Source organism: Actinacidiphila sp. bgisy144 (assembly GCF_057708105.1).
Genome location: NZ_JBYIRM010000006.1, coordinates 196,691 through 215,578 on the forward strand (window position 1 = coordinate 196,691; position 18,888 = coordinate 215,578).

General features: G+C 74.8%; 17 protein-coding genes and 1 riboswitch. Of the genes, 4 read left to right on the top strand and 13 right to left on the bottom strand.

Annotated features, from left to right (window positions below):
• Nucleotides 1–106: 106 nt before the first annotated feature.
• Both AC3EVP_RS09590 and AC3EVP_RS09595 read left to right on the top strand, forming a co-directional pair.
• Nucleotides 107–724, top strand: coding sequence for a uridine kinase family protein (locus tag AC3EVP_RS09590; protein ID WP_335976273.1), 618 nt, complete (start codon nucleotides 107–109; stop codon nucleotides 722–724).
• 511 nt (nucleotides 725–1,235) lie between these two features.
• Nucleotides 1,236–3,161, top strand: a complete 1,926-nt coding sequence (locus AC3EVP_RS09595; protein ID WP_335976023.1) for an AAA family ATPase — start codon at nucleotides 1,236–1,238, stop codon at nucleotides 3,159–3,161.
• A 93-nt stretch (nucleotides 3,162–3,254) separates the two neighbouring features.
• Here the strand turns inward: AC3EVP_RS09595 and AC3EVP_RS09600 are convergent, their stop codons facing one another.
• From AC3EVP_RS09600 to ribD, 10 genes are all read right to left on the bottom strand, one after another.
• Complete coding sequence (locus AC3EVP_RS09600; RefSeq protein WP_435128096.1) at nucleotides 3,255–4,385, bottom strand: hemolysin family protein; 1,131 nt, start codon at nucleotides 4,383–4,385, stop codon at nucleotides 3,255–3,257.
• Nucleotides 4,382–5,788, bottom strand: coding sequence for a hemolysin family protein (locus AC3EVP_RS09605; protein WP_435128098.1), 1,407 nt, complete (start codon nucleotides 5,786–5,788; stop codon nucleotides 4,382–4,384). The genes AC3EVP_RS09600 and AC3EVP_RS09605 overlap by 4 nt, the downstream gene beginning before the upstream one ends.
• A gap of 268 nt (nucleotides 5,789–6,056) precedes the next feature.
• Nucleotides 6,057–6,554 carry a PH domain-containing protein gene (locus AC3EVP_RS09610; protein WP_435128100.1) on the bottom strand — a complete coding sequence of 166 codons (498 nt, stop codon included), beginning with the start codon at nucleotides 6,552–6,554 and terminating at the stop codon, nucleotides 6,057–6,059.
• Nucleotides 6,551–7,399 carry an ATP phosphoribosyltransferase gene (gene hisG, locus AC3EVP_RS09615; RefSeq protein WP_435128102.1) on the bottom strand — a complete coding sequence of 283 codons (849 nt, stop codon included), beginning with the start codon at nucleotides 7,397–7,399 and terminating at the stop codon, nucleotides 6,551–6,553. The genes AC3EVP_RS09610 and hisG overlap by 4 nt, the downstream gene beginning before the upstream one ends.
• A gap of 133 nt (nucleotides 7,400–7,532) precedes the next feature.
• The gene (locus AC3EVP_RS09620; RefSeq protein WP_335976008.1) at nucleotides 7,533–7,805 is read right to left on the bottom strand and encodes a phosphoribosyl-ATP diphosphatase; all 273 of its coding nucleotides are present in this window, start codon (nucleotides 7,803–7,805) and stop codon (nucleotides 7,533–7,535) included.
• 58 nt (nucleotides 7,806–7,863) lie between these two features.
• Complete coding sequence (gene ribH, locus AC3EVP_RS09625) at nucleotides 7,864–8,349, bottom strand: 6,7-dimethyl-8-ribityllumazine synthase (protein ID WP_335976003.1); 486 nt, start codon at nucleotides 8,347–8,349, stop codon at nucleotides 7,864–7,866.
• Nucleotides 8,346–9,827 (bottom strand): 3,4-dihydroxy-2-butanone-4-phosphate synthase, encoded by a 1,482-nt coding sequence (ribB, locus tag AC3EVP_RS09630; protein ID WP_435128105.1) that lies wholly within the window; start codon nucleotides 9,825–9,827, stop codon nucleotides 8,346–8,348. Before ribB ends, ribH begins: the two co-directional genes overlap by 4 nt.
• Nucleotides 9,824–10,498, bottom strand: coding sequence for a nicotinamide mononucleotide transporter family protein (locus tag AC3EVP_RS09635; RefSeq protein WP_335976271.1), 675 nt, complete (start codon nucleotides 10,496–10,498; stop codon nucleotides 9,824–9,826). The genes ribB and AC3EVP_RS09635 overlap by 4 nt, the downstream gene beginning before the upstream one ends.
• Nucleotides 10,499–10,506: 8 nt before the next feature.
• Entirely contained in the window at nucleotides 10,507–11,157 is a 651-nt protein-coding gene (locus AC3EVP_RS09640; RefSeq protein ID WP_435128107.1) for a riboflavin synthase, read from the bottom strand.
• Nucleotide 11,158: 1 nt separating this feature from the next.
• The gene (ribD, locus tag AC3EVP_RS09645; protein ID WP_435128109.1) at nucleotides 11,159–12,349 is read right to left on the bottom strand and encodes a bifunctional diaminohydroxyphosphoribosylaminopyrimidine deaminase/5-amino-6-(5-phosphoribosylamino)uracil reductase RibD; all 1,191 of its coding nucleotides are present in this window, start codon (nucleotides 12,347–12,349) and stop codon (nucleotides 11,159–11,161) included.
• A 145-nt stretch (nucleotides 12,350–12,494) separates the two neighbouring features.
• A riboswitch (FMN riboswitch) is annotated at nucleotides 12,495–12,625 on the bottom strand.
• A 553-nt stretch (nucleotides 12,626–13,178) separates the two neighbouring features.
• Here ribD and AC3EVP_RS09650 point away from each other — a divergent pair.
• Nucleotides 13,179–14,039, top strand: a complete 861-nt coding sequence (locus AC3EVP_RS09650; protein ID WP_435128111.1) for an NAD-dependent epimerase/dehydratase family protein — start codon at nucleotides 13,179–13,181, stop codon at nucleotides 14,037–14,039.
• A gap of 142 nt (nucleotides 14,040–14,181) precedes the next feature.
• On the top strand, nucleotides 14,182–15,066 hold the full coding sequence (locus tag AC3EVP_RS09655) for a DUF5995 family protein (RefSeq protein ID WP_435128113.1): 885 nt from the start codon (nucleotides 14,182–14,184) through the stop codon (nucleotides 15,064–15,066).
• Here the strand turns inward: AC3EVP_RS09655 and AC3EVP_RS09660 are convergent.
• The 3 genes from AC3EVP_RS09660 to AC3EVP_RS09670 form a co-directional block, all read right to left on the bottom strand.
• On the bottom strand, nucleotides 15,027–16,745 hold the full coding sequence (locus AC3EVP_RS09660; protein WP_435128115.1) for a flavin monoamine oxidase family protein: 1,719 nt from the start codon (nucleotides 16,743–16,745) through the stop codon (nucleotides 15,027–15,029). The two genes, AC3EVP_RS09655 and AC3EVP_RS09660, sit on opposite strands and share 40 nt — an antisense overlap.
• Entirely contained in the window at nucleotides 16,742–17,563 is an 822-nt protein-coding gene (locus AC3EVP_RS09665) for a carbon-nitrogen hydrolase family protein (RefSeq protein WP_435128117.1), read from the bottom strand. Before AC3EVP_RS09665 ends, AC3EVP_RS09660 begins: the two co-directional genes overlap by 4 nt.
• A 302-nt stretch (nucleotides 17,564–17,865) precedes the next feature.
• The gene (locus AC3EVP_RS09670) at nucleotides 17,866–18,861 is read right to left on the bottom strand and encodes a PRC and DUF2382 domain-containing protein (protein ID WP_435128119.1); all 996 of its coding nucleotides are present in this window, start codon (nucleotides 18,859–18,861) and stop codon (nucleotides 17,866–17,868) included.
• Nucleotides 18,862–18,888 lie beyond the last annotated feature (27 nt).

Here is an 18,888-nt window from a genome sequence, read left to right on the forward strand (position 1 = left end):
CCTACGGTAGCCGTGCCCCCGCGGCGGCGGGCGAACATACGCGCCGCACCGGCCCGCGGCGCGGGCGGTTCGGTGGGTGGGGCCGTATGGTCGCGGGGTGGCGGATATGACGTTGGCGCAGCTGGTCGCGGGGATGGCGGGGCTGGTCCCGTCGTGCGGCCGCAGCAGGGTGATCGCGGTGGACGGGCACGCCGGGGCCGGGAAGACCACGCTCGCCGGGCGGTTGGCGGCGGCGCTGGGCGGCTGCCCGGTGGTGCACACCGACGACCTGGCGACCCACGAGGAGCCCTTCGACTGGGCGGACCGGCTGGCCGCGCAGGTGCTCGCGCCGCTGCGGGCGGGCCGGGACGCCGCGCACGGGGTCTACGACTGGCACGCCCGGCGCTTCGACGGCGAGCACCGCGTGCCCGCGGCGCCGTACGTGCTGCTGGAGGGGGTCGGCACCGGCCGGGCCGCGCTGCGCCCGCACCTCGCGCTCGTGCTGTGGCTGGAGGTCGGCCCGGCCGAGGCGCACCGGCGCGGACTGCGCCGGGACGGGCCGGAGTTGACCGCGTTCTGGACCGGGTGGAGCAGCGCGGAGGACGCGCACTTCGCCGCCGACCCGACCCGCCCGTACGCCGACCTGCTGGTCCGTCAGGACCAGGGCTCCGACGGCGGCTACCGGTTCGCGCCGGGGCCGGCGGCGCAGCCGGGCCGCCACCCCGCCCGCGGTCACGGAATGTGACCCTCCGGTGCCGGCGTGCCGCGAACCGGCGCCGCCGGAAGCAACCGGTCGGATGCGGTCGAACACGGTCGGCAGGCGGTCGCATCCGCTCGGCGACCGCCTCGAATTTCCCCCCGATCGGACGGCCGTGATCGCTTGACCGGCCGGGTACCCAGAGATTACGTTTTCAACCAGCGGCACGAAGCAGCCGCTCAGCAGACACGGAGCCCCTGATTGTTCCCCCGTGATCAGGGGCTCCGTCCTGCTTTCCGCGCGTTCTGCCGCGCCGCGCGCGCCACCGCGCCCCTCACCCACCGTCACGAACCGGCGCCGTACCGCGTCCTTTGCCGCGCCCCGCCCCTCCCCTGTGGCTTGGCTGCGCACCCTACGGCGATCCGACCATCGCGGGTACCATGCGCGCAGGGGTCGGTGCGGTGCCTGGGGGGATCGCAGTCTGCTCAACTCCCGCCCGTTGGCCACGGGTTGGAGCGTGCGTGTCCGCGAGGCGGGGGGACGGAGTGGTGGGGACTTGATGGACTTCGGCACTGAGCGCCCGGGTGCCCCGGCCGATCTGGCCTGGCTGCGCGGGGTCGAGGCGTACACCATGGGCGCCTACGCGCAGGCCGAGGAGGAGTTCAGGGACGCGGTGCGGCTGGACCCGGGGATGGCCGACGCGTGGCTGGGCCTGCACGCGCTGCGCGCCGACACCGCCACCGCGCTGCTGCGGATGTACCAGCACCGCGACCGCTTCGGCGAGCAGCGCGCCGCCCACCGCCGCACCCTCAACTCCTGGTACTGGCTGGGCTGGTGGGTGCAGCCGGTGCTGGAGACCAGCCGCGACCTGCAACTGGCCCACGCCTCGCACTGGCTGGACGGCCGCCATGTCGCCGAGCTGGACCGGGCGCTGGCCGACTGCCCGCCGGTCGACACCGACCCGCAGGTGCGCTTCTTGCACGCCTGCCGCGCCTATCTCACCAAGGACTGGGAGCGCCTGGTCCGGCACACCGAACCCCTGCTCGGCGACCCGGTGCTGGGCATCGAGGCCGGACTGTTCGGCGGGATGGCCCGGGTCCGGCTGGAGATGTGCGGCCAGGCCGAACCGCTGCTGTCCGCCGCGCTGATGCGCTGCCGCAGCGAGCAGCCGCAGCGCAAGGAGCTGCGCTACTGGCTCGCCCGCGCCTACGAGGGCACCGGCCGCAGCGCCGCCGCGGTGCCGCTCTACCGCGCCGTGCACCGGGTGGACCCCGCCTTCATGGACACCGCCGCCCGGCTCGCCGCCATCCACGAGTCGGACGACGGCCTCGACGAGGCCGCGGGCCTGGCCGCGGTGTCGCTCGCCGGGAGCGGCCAGGCCGTACCCGAGTACGGCGAGCCCGACGGCGGCTACCCCGCCGACTTCCCGGCCGACCCGTCGGCGCCCGCCGGCCCGGGTCCGGGCGCCGAGGCCGAGTGGGACGAGTCGCTGCTGATCGCCGGGCCGCCCGGCGACGCCGTGCGCGGCCGCTTCTCCACCCTGCCCGGCGGCGCCGGCACCGCGGCCGCGGCCGGACTGCCGCTCGGCGGCGCCGACCCGGCGCTGCTCGCCGAGGCCCTCGCCGAGCTGGACCGGATGGTCGGACTGGAGCCGGTCAAACGCCAGGTGCGGGCGCTGTCGGCGCAGTTGCGGATGGCCCGGCTGCGCGCCGGACAGGGCCTGCCGGTGCAGCCGCCGAAACGGCACTTCGTCTTCTCCGGCCCCTCCGGCACCGGCAAGACCACCGTCGCCCGCATCCTCGGCCGGGTCTTCTACGCCCTCGGCCTGCTCGGCGGCGACCACCTGGTGGAGGCCCAACGCTCCGACCTGGTCGGCGAGTTCCTCGGGCAGACCGCGGTGAAGGCGAACGAGCTCATCGACTCCGCGCTGGGCGGCGTGCTCTTCGTGGACGAGGCGTACGCGCTGTCCAACTCCGGTTACAGCAAGGGCGACGCGTACGGCGACGAGGCGCTCCAGGTGCTGCTCAAGCGCGCCGAGGACAACCGCGACCGGCTCGTGGTCATCCTCGCCGGCTACCCCGAGGGCATGGACCGGCTGCTCGCGGCGAACCCCGGGCTCGGCTCGCGCTTCACCACCCGGGTCGACTTCCCCAGTTACCGCCCGCACGAGCTGACCCGGATCGGCGAGGTGCTCGCCGGCGAGAACGGCGACCGCTGGGACGACGAGGCGCTGGAGGAGCTGGCCGCGATCAACGGCCATGTGGTGGAGCAGGGCTGGGTGGACGAGCTGGGCAACGGCCGCCTGCTGCGCACCCTGTACGAGAAGAGCTGCGCCTACCGCGACCTGCGCCTGTCGGAGTACGCGGCGACGCCCGGCCGGGCGGAGCTGGCGACCTTGCGCCTGCCGGACCTGATGCAGGCGTACGGCGAGGTGCTGTCCGGCCGCGGCCCGGGCACCCCGCCGCCCGCCGAACCGGCGGAATAGCGCCGATCCGGCGGGCGGGGCGGTACGGCGGGCGGGCGGTACGAGCATCGACCCGGGCGCGGGGCCGGGCCCGCCTACCGGCCCGGGTGCGCTTCAGCGGACGAGTTCGCCGGCCGCCCCGCCGGACTGGGCCGGCCCCGGCACCGGCACCGTGCCGGCGCGCCTGCCCGCGGCGTTCTTCCGCGGCGCGGACCGGTGCGCGGGGTCGCGGACCTCGCCGACCAGCATCTCCAGCACGTCCTCCAGCGCCACCAGGCCGAGCACCCGCCCCTGCCCGTCGGTGACGGACGCGAGGTGGGTGGCGGCGCGGCGCATCGCGGTGAGGGCGTCGTCCAGCGGGAGGTCGGCGCGCAGCGTGGTCATCGGGCGCCACAGCCGCTGCGGCACCGGCTGGTCGGGGTCCTCCACGTCCAGGATGTCCTTGACGTGCAGGTAGCCGAGGTAGCCGGCGGCGCTGGAGCCGTCGGCGGCGACCGGGAAGCGGGAGTAGCCGGTCCGCACGGTCAGCGCCTCGACCTCCCGGGCGGTCGCCGCGGGGCCGAGCGTGACCAGCTCGTCCGGGGTGAGCAGCACCTCCGCGACCGGGTGGGAGCCCAGTTCGAGGGCGTCCTCCAGCCGCTCCTGCTCGTCGGAGTCGAGCAGCCCGGCCGCGCGCGCGTCCTCGACCAGCACCGTCAGTTCGGCGCTGGTGAAGACCGCGTCGACCTCGTCCTTCGGTTCGACCCGGAAGACCCGCAGGATCAGCCGGGCGCACGCGCCGAGCACCGCGATCACCGGCCGGAAGACCCGGGCGAAGCCGACCAGCCCGGGGGCGAGCCGCAGCGCGGCCTTCTCCGGGTCGGACATCGCCAGGTTCTTCGGCACCATCTCGCCGATCACGAGGTGCAGGAAGACCACGATCGCCAGCGCCAGCACGTAGCCGATCGGGTGCACCAGGTCGTGCGGGACGCGGGCGGCGGAGAAGACCGGCTCCACCAGCCGCGCGACGGTCGGCTCCGCGACGGCGCCGAGGGTCAGCGAGCAGACGGTCACCCCGAACTGCGCGGCGGCCATCATCTGCGGCAGGTGCTCCAGCCCGTACAGCACGGTACGGGCGGCCCGCTGCTCGGCGGCGTGCTGCTCGATCTGGCTGCGTCGCACCGAGACGAGCGCGAACTCGGCGCCGACGAAGAAGCCGTTGCCGAGCACGAGCAGGACCGCGAAGAGGAGTTGCAGCAGGCTCATCGGTGCTCGCCCTCCTCGACGGCGGCGGCCATCGCGGCGGGCGCGCCGGCCCGCTCGGCAGCGTCCCCCGGCCCGTCGGCGCAGGGGTCGTCGTCCGGCGCGGTGGTCCGCACGATCCGGACGCGTTCGGCCCGGTGGTGGACGACGTCCTCCACCCGCAGCAGCCAGCCCGGCAGCTCGGCGGTCTCGCCGACCTCGGGGATGCGGCCGAGCAGGTCGGCGACCAGGCCCGCGACGGTCTCGTAGGGGCCCTCGGGCGCGGCCAGGCCGATCCGGGCCAGGGTGTCGATCCGGCAGCCGCCGTCCGCGGTCCAGGCCGGGTGGCCGTCCTCGGCGGGCGCCTGGGCGAGTTCGGGCAGGTCGACGCCGTCGTGCTCGTCGCGGACCTCGCCGACCAGCTCCTCGACGATGTCCTCCAGGGTGACCACGCCGGCGGTGCCGCCGTACTCGTCGACCACGACCGCGATCGGCTGCTGGTTGCGCAGCAGCTCCAGCAGCTGCTGGACCGGCAGCGTCTCGGGCACCAGCAGCGGGGCGACGGCGATCCGGGACACCGGGGTGCGCGCGCGGGCGTCGGCGGGGACGGCGAGCGCGTCCTTGAGGTGGACCATGCCGGTGGTGTCGTCCAGCCGCTCGCGGTAGACGGGGAACCGGGACAGGCCGGTGGCGCGGGTGAGGTTCAGGACGTCGGCGGCGGTCGCGGTGTCCTCCAGGGCGCTGACCCGGACCCGGGGCGTCATCACGTTCTCCGCGGTGAGGTCGCCGAGCGAGAGGGTCCGCACGAACAGGTCGGCGGTGTCCGGCTCCAGGGCCCCGGCCAGCGCGGAGTGCCGGGCCAGCGAGACCAGTTCGCCCGGGGTGCGGGCGGAGTCCAGCTCGTCGGTGGGCTCCACGCCGAGCATCCGCACCAGGCGGTTCGCGGCGCGGTTGAGCAGTTCGATCACCGGGCGGAAGGCTCGCGAGAAGGCCCGCTGCGGGCCAGCCACCATACGGGCGACGGCCAGCGGCCGGGAGACCGCCCAGTTCTTCGGTACGAGCTCGCCGATCACCATCTGCACCCCGGAGGCGACCATCATGCCGATCACCACGGCGAACCCGGGGGCGGCCCCGTCCGGCAGGCCCGCGGCGCGCAGCGGCCCCTCCAGCAGGTCGCCGAGGGCGGGCTCGGCCAGCATGCCCACCACCAGCGAGGTGATGGTGATCCCGAGCTGGGTGCCGGAGAGCTGGAAGGAGAGCTTGTGCAGAGCGGCGACCACGCTGCGGGCCCTGCGGTCGCCGTCGGCCGCGGCGCGCTCGGCGGCCGGGCGCTCCACCGTCACGAGGCCGAACTCGGCGGCGACGAAGAAGCCGTTGGCGAGGATCAGTACGAACGCCGCTGCGAGCAGCAGCAACGAGGTGCTCATGAGGCCGCCGCCCCGCGTTTCCGGTGGGAGTCCCGGGCGGGAGGGGCGGCGCATGTACTACCGGACGGTTCGTCCATCGGGGTGTGAGTGTCACTCCTCGGGTGGGTGCCGCGCGGGGCGGCGCCGGGGTGGGAAGCGCGCGAAGGGGCGCGCTCGGGAATCCAGGGTAGTCATTGCGGGCCCGGCCGCGAAGTGACGGTGCCCACCCGGCGGCGCGCCGCCGCCGTCAGGGGCACCCGGCCATCGCCCGCCGGGGGGTGCGCCGGGCTCACACCGCGGGCGCCTCGCCCAGCGCCTCGACCAGCTCACGCAGCCGGCGGGCGTCGCGCAGCGCCCGGGCGGGGGCGATGCCGGGCTGGATGCCCATCACCGCCAGGGTCGTGCCGTCGGCGAGGTCGAGGCGGACCCAGGCGTCGCCGTGGCCGAGGTTGACCCGCAGCACCTCCGGCCAGGCCAGGCGGCGGCGCACGGTGAGGTTCACCACGGTGAGCCCGTCCGGGTCGGCGACGGCCTTGGGCCGGCTGAGCAGCGTCAGCCCCGCGCCGATCAGCACCGCCGTGCCGACCACGGTGGCGCGCTCGGCGGTGCTCCAGGGCGAGGCGCCCTCGTGCGGCATGAGGACGGCGACGGCGGTGAGCACCACCACGATCGCCACGGCGAGGACCAGCAGCACCGCGCGGGTGACGACCGGCCGGAAGGTCACCGGCAGGTCGTACCGCGCGGCGGTGGCCGCCGGGTGCTGCGCCGGATCGGCGGGCACCGTCACAGCCGGGCGGCGTGGATGCCGGTGGTCAGGATGGCGCGGGCGCCCAGGTCGTAGAGCTGGTCCATGATGATCTGCGCGTCGGCGGTGGGCACCATCGCGCGGACCGCGACCCAGCCCTCGTGGTGCAGCGGGGAGACGGTGGGCGACTCCAGCCCGGGGGTGAGCGCGACGGCCTTCTCCACCTGCTCCACGCGGATGTCGTAGTCCATCATCACGTAGCGGCGGGCGACCAGGACGCCCTGGAGGCGGCGCAGGAACTTCCGCACGTCGGCGTCCTCGGCGTCGGCGCCGGTGCGGCGGATGACGACGGCCTCGGACTCCATGATCGGCTCGCCGAAGGGCTCCAGCCCGGCGTTGCGCAGCGAGGTGCCGGTCTCCACCACGTCGGCGATGACCTGGGCGACCCCGAGCTGGATCGCGGTCTCCACGGCGCCGTCGAGGTGGACCACGGACGCGGCCACCCCGCTGTCGGCGAGGTGCTTGCCGACCACGCCCTCGTAGGAGGTGGCGATGGTCAGCCCGGCCAGGTCGGCCACGGCGCTCGCGGTGCCGGGCTTGGCGGCGTAGCGGAACGTCGAGCGGGCGAAGCCCAGTTGGAGGATCTCCTCGGCGTTCGCCCCGGAGTCCAGCAGCAGGTCGCGGCCGGTGATGCCGATGGCGAGGCGGCCGGAGCTGACGTAGATCGCGATGTCCCGCGGGCGCAGGTAGAAGAACTCGACGCCGTTGACGTTGTCGAACAGGACGAGTTCCTTTGACTCCTTGCGCTGGCGGTACCCGGCCTCATGGAGCATGGCCGCCGCAGGTCCGGACAGTGCGCCCTTGTTCGGTACGGCGATGCGGAGCATGGGGTCGGGTTCCTTTTCCTCGTGGGTGGTGCCGGAGCGGGCGCCGGGGACGGCGCGGACGGTGGTGCGGGTACGGCAAGGGGGTACGGGCGGGGCGGGTCGGCCGGACCGGAGGGACCGGCGGGGGCGGCGCTCAGAGATGAGCGTAGACGTCCTCCAGGGAGATCCCGCGCGCGACCATCATCACCTGGACGTGGTAAAGCAGTTGCGAGATCTCCAGGGCGGTCGCGTCCGGTCCTTCGTACTCGGCCGCCATCCACACCTCGGCGGCCTCCTCGACGACCTTCTTACCGATCGCGTGCACGCCCTTCCCGACGAGTTCGGCGGTGCGGGAGGTGCTGGGGTCGCCGGTGGCGGCCTTCTGCCGGAGCTCGCTGAACAGCTCCTCGAATGTCTTGTCAGCCATGGTGGTCCCTAGCCTACGGGGAAGCGGCCGGGGACCACCGCCACGGTTCGGATGCTGGTCACCGCCAGGGTTCGGAGACCGAACGCAGGGTGGTCGCGGTGGCGACCGCCGCGGTCACCGCCTCGTGGCCCTTGTCCTCCGTGGAGCCCGGCAGCCCGGCCCGGGCGAGCGCCTGCTCCTCGTTGTCGCAGGTGAGGATGCCGAAGCCGACCGGCACCCCGGTCTCCACGGCGACCTGGGTGAGCCCGGCGGTGACGCCCTGCGAGACGTACTCGAAGTGCGGGGTGCCGCCGCGGATGATCACCCCGAGCGCCACGATCGCGTCGTAGCCGCGGCCGGCCAGCACCTTGGCGACGACCGGCAGTTCGAAGCTGCCCGGCACCCGCAGCAGGGTCGGCTCCTCGATCCCGAGGTCGCGCAGCGCGCGGACCGCGCCGTCCACGAGGCCGTCCATCACCTGGGTGTGCCACTGCGCCGCGATGACGGCGACCCGCAGGTCCCCGCAGTTCTTCACGGTCAACTCGGGGGCGCCCTTGCCGCTCACTTCTCTCCTCCGGTGGTGCTTCGGTCGGTACGGGACCGGTCGGTCGCCGACCGGTCGCTCAGGGGGGTCGGTACGGTCGCCGCGCCGTCGAGCCACGGCAGTTCGTGGCCCATCCGGTCGCGCTTGGTGCGCAGGTAGCGGGCGTTGTGCTCGCCCGCGGTGACGGGCATCGGCTCGCGGGAGAGCACGTCCAGGCCGTGCCCGGCCAGCGCGGCGGACTTCGCCGGGTTGTTCGTCAGCAGCCGCAGCGAACGCACCCCCAGGTCGGCGAGGATCTGCGCGGCGGCCGCGTAGTCGCGGGCGTCGGCGGGCAGGCCGAGTTCGAGGTTGGCGTCCAGGGTGTCCCGACCGCGCTCCTGGAGTTCGTACGCCCGCAGCTTCGACATCAGGCCGATGCCGCGGCCCTCGTGGCCGCGCAGGTAGACCACCACGCCGCGGCCGGCGGCGGCGACCTCGCGCAGCGCGCTCTGCAACTGCGGGCCGCAGTCGCAGCGCAGCGAGCCGAAGACGTCGCCGGTCAGGCACTCGGAGTGCACCCGGACCAGGACGTCGCCGCCGTCGCCGAGGTCCCCGGCCACCAGCGCGACGTGCTCGGCGCCGTCCACGGTGCCGCGGTAGCCGTACGCGCGGAACTCGCCGTAGGCGGTGGGCAGCCGGGTGCCGGCCTCCCGCCGCACCACGGCAGCCGCGGCCGGCTGGTTCGGGGCGTTCGGCTCGTTCGGGGCCGCCTGCTCGGGCTGCTCCGACGGGGCCACGGCCGGAGCGGCCGGGGCGGGCTGCGCGGTCCGCGCGGCGCGGCGGTGGGCGATCAGCGCCTCGATCGAGATGATCGCCAGGCCGTGCTTGCGGGCGAAGGGGACCAGGTCCGGCAGCCGGGCCATGCTGCCGTCCTCGCGGGTGATCTCCACGATGGCGGCCGCCGGGCGCAGTCCGGCGAGCCGGGCGAGGTCGACCCCGGCCTCGGTGTGCCCGGGGCGGGCCAGCACTCCGCCGGGGCGGGCGGCGAGCGGGAAGACGTGGCCGGGCCGGACGAAGTCGCCGGGGTGCGCGGCCGGGTCGGCGAGCAGCCGGATGGTGGTGGCGCGGTCGGCCGCGGAGATGCCGGTGGTCACGCCGTGCGCGGCGCTCGCGTCCACGGAGACGGTGAACGCGGTGCGCATCGACTCGGTGTTGGCCGCCACCATCTGCGGCAGCTCCAGCCGCTCGGCCGCCGGCGCCTCCATCGGCACGCAGATCAGCCCGCGGCACTCGTTCATCATGAAGGCGACGGTCTCGGCGGTGATCTTCTCGGCGGCCACCACGAGGTCGCCCTCGTTCTCCCGGTCCTCGTCGTCGACGACCACGACGGGGCGGCCGGCGGCGATGTCGGCGATCGCCCGCTCGACCGGGTCGAGCAGCAGCCCGTCGAGCGGCTCGGGTCCGCCCGGGGCGGCTTCCGTACGGCGCCGGTGGTCGTGGGGTGCGGTCAGGGCCGTCATGCGCGCGCTCCTTCCACGGTGGCGACCGGCTTGCTCGGCCGCGGGCCGCCCCGCTCGCCGCCGGCCCGCCGGGTCTGCTGCCACCAGGAGTACATCCCGGCGATCACCAGGACGAAGTAGATGATGTAGACGAGGCCGGAGAAGGGCAGCCCGCTGTGGAAGTTCAGCGGCACCCCGACGAGGTCGACCGCCAGCCACGCGAACCAGAACTCGACCCAGCCGCGGGCCTGCGCGTACATCGCGGCGAGCGTGCCGACGAAGATGTACGCGTCCGGCCACGGGTTCCACGACAGCTTGGGGTAGGCGAGGAAGAGCGAGGCGACGGCCACGGTGCCCAGGCCGGTGGCCAGCACCAGCACCGCCCGCTCCCGCCAGGTGGCGAAGCGGATGGACAGGCGGCCGGTGCGCCCGCCGGAGCCGCGCCGCCACTGGTACCAGCCCCAGACGGCGACGGTGATCACCACGAGCTGCTTGCCGACGCCGCCGCCGAGGTGCGCGCCCCAGAACGCGGCCACCAGCACCACGCCGGAGAGCAATTGGACCGGCCAGGTCAGCATCGCCCGCCGCCAGCCGAGCGCGAGCGCGAACAGGCCGAGCAGGTTGCCGATCATGTCGGACCACACCACGTGCTGGTCGAAGGCGGTGAACGCCTCGCTGTTCAGCCAGTGCACGACGCCGCTCACCGCCCGGCCTCCGCCACGCCGCCACCGAGCACGTCACCGAGGCCGTCACCGGGGACCGCGCCCGCGCCGAGCATCCGCTCGACGTACTTCGCGATGACATCCACCTCGAGGTTGACCGGGTCGCCGGGCTGCTTGACGCCCAGTGTGGTCAGCGCGAGCGTGGTCGGGATGAGGCTGACGGTGAAGAAGTCCGCCCCCGCGTCGACCACGGTCAGGCTGACGCCGTCCACGGTGATGGAGCCCTTCTCCACCACGTAGCGGGCGAGTGGGGCCGGCAGCGCGACCTTGACGATCTCCCAGTGCTCGCCGGGCACCCGCTCCAGCACCGTGCCGGTGCCGTCCACGTGGCCCTGCACCAGGTGGCCGCCGAGCCGGCCGCCCAGCGCCATCGGCCGCTCCAGGTTGACCCGGGAGCCGGGGGTGAGCGCGCCCAGGCTGGAGCGCCCCAGCGTCTCGGCCATCACGTCGGCGGTGAAGGCGCCCTCGGGCAGGTCCACCACGGTCAGGCAGACCCCGTTGACGGCGATCGAGTCGCCGTGTTTCGCGCCTTCGGTGACGACGGGGCCGCGCACGGTGAAGCGGGACGCGTCGCCCAGGTCCTCGACGGCGGTGATCTCGCCCAGCTCTTCCACGATTCCGGTGAACACGTCAGCTCTCCTGGTATGCGGTGGGAACGGCAGCGCTGGCGACGGCGGCAGCGGAGGGTGCGGTGGCGGCCTCGGTGGCAGTTTCGATGGCGGCTTCGCTCGCGGGGGCCGCGACGGCGGGCACGGCGGTGACCCGCAGGTCGGGTCCGATCCGGTCGACTCCGGTCACGTCGAGCCGCAACGCCTGTGCGATCGTGCTGATTCCCCCGCCGTCGAGCGCGGCGGGCCCGGCGCCGAGCAGCGCCGGGGCGAGGTAGGCGGTCACGGCGTCGACGTGCCCGGCGGCGACGAACGCCCCGGCGAGCGTCGGCCCGCCTTCGAGCAGCACCGAGCGGACCCCGCGGCCGAGCAGTTCGGTCAGCAGCGCGCCCACGTCGAGGCCGCGGCCCTGCGGCGCGTACGGCAGCCGTACGACGTCCACGCCGGCCAGGTGGGAGGTGTCGGCGTCCGGGCCGACGGCGATCAGGGTGGGCGCGGCGTCGTCCAGCACCCGGGCGCCGGGGGTGGTCCGGGCGCGGGTGTCGACCACGACCCGCAGCGGCTGGGTGGCGCCGTCGATACCGCGCACGGCCAGGTGCGGGTCGTCCGCGGCCAGGGTGCCGGAGCCGACCACGACGGCGTCGGCGGCCGCGCGCAGCCGGTGCACGTCGGCGCGGGCCTCGGGCGAGGTGATCCACCGGCTGGTGCCGTCGGCGGCGGCGATCCGGCCGTCGAGCGTCGCGGCGTACTTCCAGCGCACGTGCGGCCGGCCCTCGCGTACCGAGGTGAGCCAGGCGACGTTGACCGCCGCGGCCTCCTCGGCGAGCAGGCCGCCCGCGACGTCGACGCCCGCGGCGCGCAGCGTCTGCGCGCCGCCGGCCGCGACCGGGCTGGGGTCGGCGACCGCGTAGACGACCCGGGCGATTCCGGCCTCGATCAGCGCCTGGGCGCAGGGGCCGGTCCGGCCGATGTGGTTGCAGGGTTCGAGCGTGACCAGGGCGGTGCCGCCGCGGGCCCGCTCCCCGGCCGCGAGGAGCGCGTGCACTTCTGCGTGCGGCCCGCCGGCGCGCTGGTGCCAGCCCTCGCCCGCGACCTGTCCGGCCGCGTCGAGGATCACACAGCCCACCACGGGGTTCGGCGCGGTCGCGCCGAGGGCGCGTGCGGACAGCGCGACGGCTCGACGCATCGCGTCGGCTTCTGCACTGGTGGCCACCGGGTCCTCCTGCCTCATCAGGCACGGACTCCGGGGCGAGGGAACTGACGGGCTCCACTCGCCGGGCGACCGGTCGCACACGCGCGGCACCGTACGTCATGCGCACGGACCCGCTCCTACGGCGGCCTTCCCGAGTGAACGCCCGCCGCGCACTGCCTCCCATCCGGACTTTCACCGTCGGTCCAGGAATTTCACCTGGTCAACCGACCGCTGGCTGCGGCCGGGTCGCGGACTGTAACCGCCGGTTCGGAATTGCACCGACCCCGGAGTGCGCGAACGTCACTACTGATCCAAGTCTGCCACGGCGGCATCCCCGCGCTCCACCCCTGTTTTGTGCCCTCGCTCACACGAGGGGCCCCTCGGGGGCGCGGAAAGCCGCGCTGCGCACCGGATGCTCGACCGCCGGCGGGCTCGGGCGCCGCGGGACGGGAGGAAGCGGGAGGGAGGGGAAGAGGTGCGAGAGGTAAGCGGTCCGGCGGATGCGCACGGGGGAATCGAACCCGCCGGACCGTGTCTCCACGTTAGCGCGCACTCACCGTCCGTCGGAGCCCCAGTCGGGCAATTCCAGGCGCGCGAACACGCCATGGCACAGGCGCGCGCCATCTCCCTTGACAGGGAAGGGAGTTGACGCCTGCTCACCAAGCTGGTCCCGGTGCGGCGCGGTGCCTGCGGACCGAACGGGACGCCCGGGCCGTGATCCAGGGCGCGGCTGTCCCCGGATCGGCTCGTCTCTCCCGCGACCGGGCCGGTGCGCGCACGGTGGGAAGCAGCCCGCCGCGCCGCGTGGTGGCGGCGGGCGCAGGCAACGGACACGCGCGAGGAGCACGTCATGAGGATTCTGGTCACCGGAGCCACCGGCCAGGTCGGCCGCAGGTTCGTCCCCCGGCTGCTGGAGCGGGCCGGGCGCGGCGGCGACACCGTACGGGTGCTGGTGCGCGACCAGGCGCGGGCCGAGCCGTTCACGAAGCTGGGCGCGCAGGCGGTGGTCGGCGAGCTGCGCCAGGGCGCGGACCTGCGCCGGGCCGTGGACGGGGTGGACGCGGTCGTCAATGTCGCGGCCGCCTTCCGCGGTGTGCCCGACGAGGAGGCGTGGGCGGTCAACCGCGACGCGGCGCTCGACCTCGGCCGGGCCGCGGTCGAGGCGGGCGCGCGGCGCTTCGTGCAGGTCAGCACGAACCGGGTGTACGGCGCCGGGCGCGGCCGCCCCGCCGTGGAGGACGACGGGCCGCTGGCCGGCAGCCACCTGGCGGGCAGCGCCTACCCCGACTCCAAGTGGGCGGCGGAGACCGGTCTGCTGGCCCTGGACGGCCTGGACCTGCGCGTCGGGCGGCTCGCGTTCGTCTACGGCGAGGGCGACCCGCACCTGGTGAACGCGGTGCCGTGGGCGCGGGAGTGGCCCGGGCACCGGCGGCTCCAGATGGTGCACCACGCCGACGTCGGGCAGGCACTGCTGCGCCTGCTGTACGCGCCGGGCATCGGCGGCCGGATCTACAACATCGCCGACGACGCGCCCGTCTCGACCGTCGAGCTGCTCTGGCTGAACGGCCTTTCGCCCGCGCCCGAGGCCGCCGAGCGGGTGGTGGAGGACCCGTGGGACGGCATCGTCTCGACCGCGCGCATCCGCGACGAGCTGGGGTTCCGGCCGATCTACCCGTCGGTGTGGACCGCGCGGGACGCGGGCGCGCTGTAGGGAGCCGCAGCGCCCCTGGCAGGCCCGGGCGGGCCCGCCCGGGCCCGGTGGCGAATCGTTTCGGCCGGTGCGGGTCGGCCGTCACGGCGACTTCGCCGCGCGGCGCGGCGGGCCGCGGCCGCGCGGTGCGGAAGCTGGGGGGATGACGACGACGGCACAATGGACGGCGCCGGGGGACGCGGGGGGCGCGGCGGGCGTGGCGGACGTGGTGCGGCGGATGCGGGCGCTGGCGGTGCGGTTGCCGCCGTCCGACGGGGTCGCGGTGTTCGACCGGGTCTACCTGTCGGTCACCGAGGAGTTCGCCCGGCGGCTGGGCCGCGGCCGCTTCCCCGACGGCCCGGAGGCGGCGGAGCTGGCCGTGCTGTTCGCCGGGCGCTACCTGGCGGCGGTCGAGGCCGCGGACGCGCCGGCCCCGGACGGCCCCGACACGGACGGACCCCGCACCGGCGCACCCAGCATGGACGGACCCGGCACGGACGAACTCGGCACCGGCGAACCCGACGCGGACGCACCCCGCACGGGCGGCCGGGTGCCCGCGTGCTGGCAGCCGTTGGTGCGGGCGCGGGCCGATCCGGCGGTCCACCCGCTCCAGTTCGCGCTGGCCGGCATCACCGCCCACGTCGGGCACGACCTCGCGCTGGCCGTGGTCGACACCTGCCGGGCCACCGGCCGCACGCCCGACGCGGTCGCACCCGACTTCGTCGCGGTGGGCGCGGTGCTCACCGCCATCGAGGCGCGGGTCCGGGAGGAGCTGATGCCGGGCCCGGACCTGCTGGAGCGGCTGGACCCGCTCACCCACGCCGTCGCGTCCTGGTCGCTGGCCCGGGCGCGGGACGGCGCGTGGGCGGCTGCCCGGCTGCTGTGGGCGATCCGCGACCGCCGGGAGGCGTACGAGGAGTGCGCCCGGGCGCTGGACGTGTCGGTCGGCGCGATGGCCCGGGCGGTGCTCGCGCCCTTCCCCGCGAGCGTCGCCCGCGGTCTGCCGGCTCAGTCCTCGGGCAGCGGCACCGGCGCGATCTCGTCGTAGCGGTCGCCGGGGCCGGGGTTGAGCGGGTCGGTGGCGCCGCCGAGGTGGTGCATGACGCCCCACACCGCGTTGAGCGCGGTCTGCACGGCGCCCTCGGCCCACCCGGCGGTCCAGGACACGTCGTCCCCGGCGAGGAAGATGCCGCGCTGGTCCGCGGGCAGCAGGTCCTGCATGAAGTGTGTGAACAGCCGCCGCTGGTAGCGGTAGTGGCCGGGCAGGTTGGCCTTGAACGCGCCCATGAAGTAGGGCTCGTCCTCCCAGGAGACCGTGACCGGGTTGCCGGTGATGTGCTTCCTGATGTCGACGCCGGGGTAGATCTCGCCGAGCGACTTGAGCATGACCTCCATCCGCTCGTGCGCGGTCAGCGGCAGCCACTTGGAGCTGTCGTCGCACCAGGTGTAGGAGAGGCAGATCACCGCCGGCCGGTCCGGGCCGTCGTCCAGCAGGTAGGTGCCGCGGGTCATCCGGTCGGTGAGCGTCATCGACATCGTGTCGCGGCCGGTGCGCGGGTCCACGTCCCGCCAGAACGGCCGGTCGACCGGCACGAAGAGCTTGCTGGACTCCATGTAGTGGGTGCGCTCGATCGCGGTCCAGTGGTCGATCGGGAAGAGCGACTCGTCGCAGGAGATCTTCGCCAGCAGCATCCAGCTCTGCGCGGTGAACACCGCGGCGCGGTAGCTGCGGATGTCGCCGGTGGCGTCGGTGACGGTGATCCGGTTGCCCGCGGTGCGGTGCAGCCCGGTGACCGCCGGGCGCGGGGTGCCGCCGTGCAGGGAGCGCAGCGAGGTGCCGCGCGGCCAGTGCAGCAGCTTGTCCGGCTCGCGGGCCCACAGCCGCAGCGGGAGTTGGCGGCTGCCGCCGACGATGCTGTGGTGGTCGTCGTCGGCACCGGTGTAGACGACCCGCAGGATCTCCAGGATCGAGTTGGGGAAGTCGGTGTCCCAACCGCCGGTGCCGAAGCCGACCTGGCCGAAGATCTCCCGGTGCCGGAAGGAGGCGAACGCCGGTGCGGCGCACAGGAATCCGTAGAAGGTCTGGTTGTCCAGCCGCTCGACGAGCGCGGACCAGATCTGCCTGATCCGCGGTACGTCCCGGGCGCGCAGCGCCTGCTGCATCGCGGTGAAGTCGGCGCCCTCCTCCAGGCAGGTCTGCCAGGCGCGCATCACCTGGTGGTAGACCTCGGGCAGGTCGTCGACGGAAGTGGCGTAGTGCGAGCGGCCCTTGAGGTCCACGACGGTCGAAGGGGTGCAGGGCGCCAGCGGGTTGGGGAACGGCCTGGTGGTCAGCCCGACCAGGTCGATGTAGTGGCGCAGCGCGGTGGAGGACGGCGGAAAGCGCATCGCGCCCATCTCCGCGGTGAGGGCGCCTTCCTCGCCGACGGCGCCGTGCCCGTCGAAGGCCACGGTACGCAGCCGGCCGCCGATCTCGCCGGCCTCGTAGAGCACCGGGCGCAGGCCCATCCGCATCAGCTCGTAGGCGGTGACCAGGCCGGACAGGCCGCCGCCGATCACGGCGACCTCGGTGCCGAGCGCGGTGGGCGGCACCGCTCCGAGCCCGGCGGGGTGGGCGAGGAAGTCGTCGTAGGGGAAGGGGAAGTCGGGGCCGAACATGGTCAGCGGCGGTTCGGCCGGGCCGCGGTCGTGTCCTTCGTCGGGGATCGCGGTGGGCACGGACGTCATCGGGCGGTTCTCCTGGCGGCGAGCGAGCCGTACAGCTCGGGGCGGCGGTCGGTCAGGTACGGGTTCTGCTCGCGGGTGGTGCGCAGCAGTGCCATGTCGGCGTCGGCGACGAGGAGTTCGGGCCCCGTGCCGGCCCGGGCGCGCACCACGCCGTCGGGTCCGGCCAGGCAGCTGCCGCCGAGGAAGTCGTACTCCCCTTCGGGGCCGCAGCGGTTGACGTACGCGATGTGGAGGCCGTTCTCGAACGCCCGCGCGGGCAGCAGTGTTCGGGCGACGAACTCGTACGGGCGCATCAACGCGGTGGGCACCACCAGCAGTTCGGTGCCGGCCAGGGCGTGGGCGCGGACCGCTTCGGGGAACTCGACGTCGTAGCAGACCAGCAGGCCGATCCGGACGCCGTCCAGGGTGGCCTGCGCCAGCGGGCGGTCGCCGGGGGTGAACACGGAGCGCTCGTAGCCGCCGAAGAGGTGGGTCTTGCGGTAGTCGGCGAGTGCGGTGCCGTCCGGGCCGGTGAGGCGGGCGGCGTTGTGGACGCGGTCGCCGTCCCGTTCGGGGTAGCCGTGCACGACGGCGACACGGTGCCGGGCGGCGATCGCGGCGATCTGCCGGGCGGCGGGCCCGTCGGCCGGCTCGGCGAGGGCGGCGACGGTGGCGCCGAGGGCGTAGCCGGTCAGGAACATCTCGCTGGTGACCAGCAGGCGTACGCCGCGCCCGGCCGCCTGCGCGGCGGCGCGCTCCAGGGCCGCGAGGCTCGCCGCGGGGTCGGCGGGCAGCCCGGTGGGGCCTTGCAGCAGCCCGATCCGCAGTGTTTCGGCCATGCACCGCTCCCCGGTCCGTCGTCTCCCGCCCGGCGCACCGCGCGCCCGGCCGGAGCCCGCTCGCCGCGGCTTTCCGCAGCTCAGCAGGCCCTCCCCGGACGGTATGTCCCGCCCTGATGTGGCGACAAGACGCGAACATTGCGCCGGTGGCCCCGATCTGTTGCGTTGTTCGGCGCCGAAACGGCGATCTGTTGCGCGGGGGTGGGCGGCGGCGGGCGGCGGGGGCCGGGAACGTGCGCGGGCGCCCACCCCGGGCAGGGGGTGGGCGCCCGAACGGCGCGTCGAGCGCGACCGTCAGCCGGTCAGCCGAGGCCCTCCTCGTCGGAGGACTTGGCCGACCGCTCGGTGCCGGGCTCGCCGGCCATCTCGGTCTCGATCCGCTCCTTGCGGACCCGGCCGTGCACCTTGCGCTGCTCGGTGTGCTCCTCGACCCGCATCCGGACCCGCTCCTTGGCCACGACCTCGGTCTCGACCACGGGCTTGTCCTCGTGGAGCGTGACGATCCGCTCGGCCTCGCTGATGTCGCCCAGCCCGGCGGCGCGCTCCGCGTCGGTGATCGGCGTGCGCTCCAGCCGCACTTCCTCGTGGACGATCGGGACGGTCTGCTCGACCTCCTCCACGTCGACGACCTTGTGCAGCCTGGCCCGGCCGGCCGCCTGGCGCTCGACCCGGACGTGCATCTCCTCCTCGGACCGGGTCATCTCGTCGCCGGCCGCGGCCCTCGACTCGCCGGTGCCCAGCCGCTCGGCCGCACCGCTGCGGCCGGCCGCGTACGCCGCCGTGCCGGTGCCTGCCTCGCTGCCGGACATCTCCGGCTGGGTGCCCTTGGCGGACGGGTCCGCCGCCTCCGCGCGGTCGCGGCGGGCGTGCCGACCCCGGCCCGCGGCGCCGGCCGCCCCGGCAGCCCCGGCCGCGCCACCGGCCGCCGCCGCCTTCTCGCCGGTGCCCATCCCGCCCTGCGTGCCCGCCTCGCCGCCACGCGAGTCCAGGCCGTAGTAGCGGTACAGGTGCCGTTCCTCCTCGGCCGACAGGTGGCCGCCGGAGTCGACGTCCACGTTGGGCGCGCCCTTGACCTTGTCCTTCTCGTACGGCACCTCGACATGGTCCTGCACGATCTTCGCGGCGCGGGTCGGCACGAACGTCTCGTTGTTGCCGAAGAAGCCGGTCTTGACCGTCACCCACTCCGGCAGGCCGGTGGCGTCGTCCAGGTACATGTGCTTGGCATCGCCGATCTTCTTCCCCTGCGCGTCATGGACCGGATGGCCCACGACTTGGGGAATCTGTTCGCGCGTGATCATGTCGCCTCCTCGGGCGGCCGGGGCCCT

Excerpts from the sequence above, each read along its gene's own strand:
- AC3EVP_RS09590 (WP_335976273.1), top strand. The coding sequence starts at position 107 with ATGACGTTGGCGCAGCTGGTCGCGGGGATGGCGGGGCTGGTCCCGTCG.
- AC3EVP_RS09595 (WP_335976023.1), top strand. The coding sequence starts at position 1,236 with ATGGACTTCGGCACTGAGCGCCCGGGTGCCCCGGCCGATCTGGCCTGG.
- AC3EVP_RS09600 (WP_435128096.1), bottom strand. The coding sequence starts at position 4,385 with ATGAGCCTGCTGCAACTCCTCTTCGCGGTCCTGCTCGTGCTCGGCAAC.
- AC3EVP_RS09605 (WP_435128098.1), bottom strand. The coding sequence starts at position 5,788 with ATGAGCACCTCGTTGCTGCTGCTCGCAGCGGCGTTCGTACTGATCCTC.
- hisG (WP_435128102.1), bottom strand. The coding sequence starts at position 7,399 with ATGCTCCGCATCGCCGTACCGAACAAGGGCGCACTGTCCGGACCTGCG.
- AC3EVP_RS09620 (WP_335976008.1), bottom strand. The coding sequence starts at position 7,805 with ATGGCTGACAAGACATTCGAGGAGCTGTTCAGCGAGCTCCGGCAGAAG.
- ribB (WP_435128105.1), bottom strand. The coding sequence starts at position 9,827 with ATGACGGCCCTGACCGCACCCCACGACCACCGGCGCCGTACGGAAGCC.
- AC3EVP_RS09650 (WP_435128111.1), top strand. The coding sequence starts at position 13,179 with ATGAGGATTCTGGTCACCGGAGCCACCGGCCAGGTCGGCCGCAGGTTC.
- AC3EVP_RS09655 (WP_435128113.1), top strand. The coding sequence starts at position 14,182 with ATGACGACGACGGCACAATGGACGGCGCCGGGGGACGCGGGGGGCGCG.
- AC3EVP_RS09660 (WP_435128115.1), bottom strand. The coding sequence starts at position 16,745 with ATGACGTCCGTGCCCACCGCGATCCCCGACGAAGGACACGACCGCGGC.
- AC3EVP_RS09665 (WP_435128117.1), bottom strand. The coding sequence starts at position 17,563 with ATGGCCGAAACACTGCGGATCGGGCTGCTGCAAGGCCCCACCGGGCTG.
- AC3EVP_RS09670 (WP_435128119.1), bottom strand. The coding sequence starts at position 18,861 with ATGATCACGCGCGAACAGATTCCCCAAGTCGTGGGCCATCCGGTCCAT.